This is a genomic window from Streptomyces sp. C, from assembly GCF_000158895.1.
Taxonomy (GTDB): domain Bacteria; phylum Actinomycetota; class Actinomycetes; order Streptomycetales; family Streptomycetaceae; genus Streptomyces; species Streptomyces racemochromogenes.
Genome location: NZ_GG657750.1, coordinates 6968545 through 6971192, shown reverse-complemented (window position 1 = coordinate 6971192; position 2648 = coordinate 6968545). Strand labels below are relative to the sequence as shown.

The following is a 2648-nucleotide window of genomic DNA, read 5'->3' as shown; positions in this document are numbered from 1 at the left end:
CGCTCGCCGGCACCGCTCCCGCGGTCCCTCCGGCTCCCCGGCCTCCGCCACGGCGGCGCCCCCCAAGGCTGCGGCCCCGGCTTCCCAGAGTGCGACCTGGGCCGCCGGCACCCGCGCCTACCTCGTGATCACCGCTCCCGGTGACAGCTCGGCGGTGCGCTCGGCCGTCACCGCCAACGGCGGCACGGTCTTCTCGTACTACGACGCGATCGGCGTGATCGTCGCCCACTCGGCCTCCGGCACCTTCGCGCAGACGATGCGCGGGGTCAGCGGGGTCCAGAAGGTCGGCGCCACCCGTACCTCGGACGTCCCGGCCGACGCCTACAACCCGGCGCTGCCCGCCAACCCGGCCCAGTCGACCACCCCGGCCGGCGAGCCGGTCCGCGCCGACATGAGCCAGATCAAGGCGGACCAGGCCTGGGCCGTCAACGCCGGTTCGGCCGCCGTCAAGGTCGGCGTCCTCGACACCGGTGTGGACGACCAGCACCAGGACCTCGCACCGAACTTCAACGCCGCCGACTCGGTCTCCTGCGCCTACGGCAAGGCCGACACCCGCACCGGCGCCTGGCGCGACGTCGACACCCACGGCACCCACGTGGCGGGCACCATCGCGGCCGCCAAGAACGGCAAGGGCGTCGTCGGCGTCGCCCCGAACGTGAAGATCTCCGCGGTGCGCGTGGCCGAGCCGGGCAACTCGTTCTTCTTCGCCGAGAACACCATCTGCGGCTTCGTCTGGGCCGGTGACCACGGCTTCAAGGTCACCAACAACAGCTACTACACCGACCCGTGGCAGTTCAACTGCCCGGACAACGCGGACCAGGCCGCCATCATCGAGGGCGTCACCCGCGCCCAGGCGTACGCCGAGTCCAAGGGCTCGCTGCAGGTCGCCGCGGCCGGCAACGAGAACTACGACCTGGCCCACAAGACGACCGACACGGCGAGCCCCAACGACTCGACCCCGGTCACCCGCACCATCACCAACGCCTGCATCGACATCCCGACCGAACTGCCGGGCGTGGTGACGGTCGCGGCGAACGGCACCGGCACCACCAAGGCCTCGTTCTCCAACTTCGGCCAGGGCGTCATCGACGTCGCGGCCCCGGGCCAGGACGTCTACTCCACGCTGCCGGGCGGCAAGTACGGCAGCAAGAGCGGCACCTCGATGGCCAGCCCGCACGTCGCGGGTGTGGCCGCGCTGATGGTGAGCGCCGACCCGACCCTCACGCCGGCGCAGGTCCGCGCCCGGCTGGCCACCCAGGCCAACGACATCCCCTGCCCGTCGGACAGCCGCTGCACCGGCACCACGGCCAACAACGCCTTCTTCGGCGAGGGCCAGGCCGACGCGCTGAAGGCGGTCGGCGGCTCCACTCCCCCGGCCGGCAAGTACTTCGAGAACACCGCGGACTTCGCCATCGGCGACAACACCACGGTGGAGAGCCCGATCACCGTCAGCGGTGTGACCGGCAACGCCCCGGCCACCCTCAAGGTGGGCGTGAACATCGCGCACACCTACATCGGTGACCTGAAGGTCGACCTGGTCGCCCCCGACGGCACCGTCTACACCCTGCACAACCGGGCCGGCGGCAGCACGGACAACATCAACCAGACCTACACCGTCAACGCCTCCTCCGAGGTGGCCAACGGCACCTGGAAGCTCCGTGTGAACGACAACGCGGGCGGCGACACCGGCAAGATCGACTCCTGGAACCTCACCTTCTAGGACGCGCCGGCGCCGACGGGGCCGCCGGGGAGCGTACGTGCGCTCCCCGGCGGCCCTTCGCGTCACCGGGTGCGCAGCACGCAGTCCCCGCAGAGTCCGCCGCCCGGCACCCGGTAGTAGAGGCAGCAGCTGCGCCGTACGAAGGCCACGCCCAGCCCGGGTTCGTGGACGAAGGAGCCCGTGCCGGCCAGCGCCCCGCCGTCGGCCAGGAGCCCCCCGGCCAGCCCGGCCGCCGCCGCGCCCTCCTCGGCCGGGACCCGGTCGAGCAGCACGCGCAGGGCGCCGACCAGCCCGGAGGCGGCGTTGCCGCGCAGCACCTTGCCGGAGACCCCGTACCGCTCGCACAGGGCGGCGTCCAGCCGGGCGAGGTTCCCGAGGACGCTCTCCCCCAGGGCGTCGGCGGGCAGGTCCTCGGCCGGCTCGGGCAGCCAGAGCTCCAGGGAGCCCGCCCCGGGCAGCCGCCACCACACCCGGCCCGGGTCCAGGTCCGGCAGCCGCCCGGACAGCGCGGCGCAGCCCAGGCCCAGCGACCACAGCCGGGAGGCGATCCCGAACTGGGCGGTGGAGGCCGCGACGCGCCCCGGCCCGCTCCGGGTCCGGCGGCCCACCTCCTCGACGTAGGGGCCCAGCCGCTCCCCGTAGAGCTCCGCGAGCGGCCGGAAGCCCGGTCCGGGCGGTTCGGCGCCGTACGGGACGGAGAAGAAGGGCCCGACGGCGGCCAGCCGGCGCAGTACGTCGTCCATGTCCATCCCGGGATGATCTCAGGCGGGGTCTTCGGCGCGGCGGGTTATTTTTTCTGAGCATCGCGGGGCTTGGCGTCGAAGTGGCCGCCGTGCCCGGCATTCGGCCTGCATCCGCAGGGCCGCGCCCGGGATGCGCGTTTTTTTTTTCACTCGCCGTGGGCCGGCGGGACGAGGGTGTCCAGGCC

2 protein-coding genes are annotated in these 2648 nt (G+C 73.1%); one reads left to right on the top strand and one right to left on the bottom strand.

Features of this window, described 5'->3' with window-relative positions:
• The coding region (locus SSNG_RS31225) for a S8 family serine peptidase (RefSeq protein WP_050779784.1) at positions 1-1720 on the top strand (1720 nt) is incomplete at its 5' end.
• A gap of 62 nt (positions 1721-1782) precedes the next feature.
• Here SSNG_RS31225 and SSNG_RS31220 read toward each other — a convergent pair.
• Entirely contained in the window at positions 1783-2469 is a 687-nt protein-coding gene (locus SSNG_RS31220) for a (2Fe-2S)-binding protein (protein ID WP_007267945.1), read from the bottom strand.
• Positions 2470-2648 lie beyond the last annotated feature (179 nt).

What these genes read in the sequence shown, in the direction of transcription:
- SSNG_RS31220 (WP_007267945.1), bottom strand. Translation starts at nt 2,469, where the DNA reads ATGGACATGGACGACGTACTGCGCCGGCTGGCCGCCGTCGGGCCCTTC.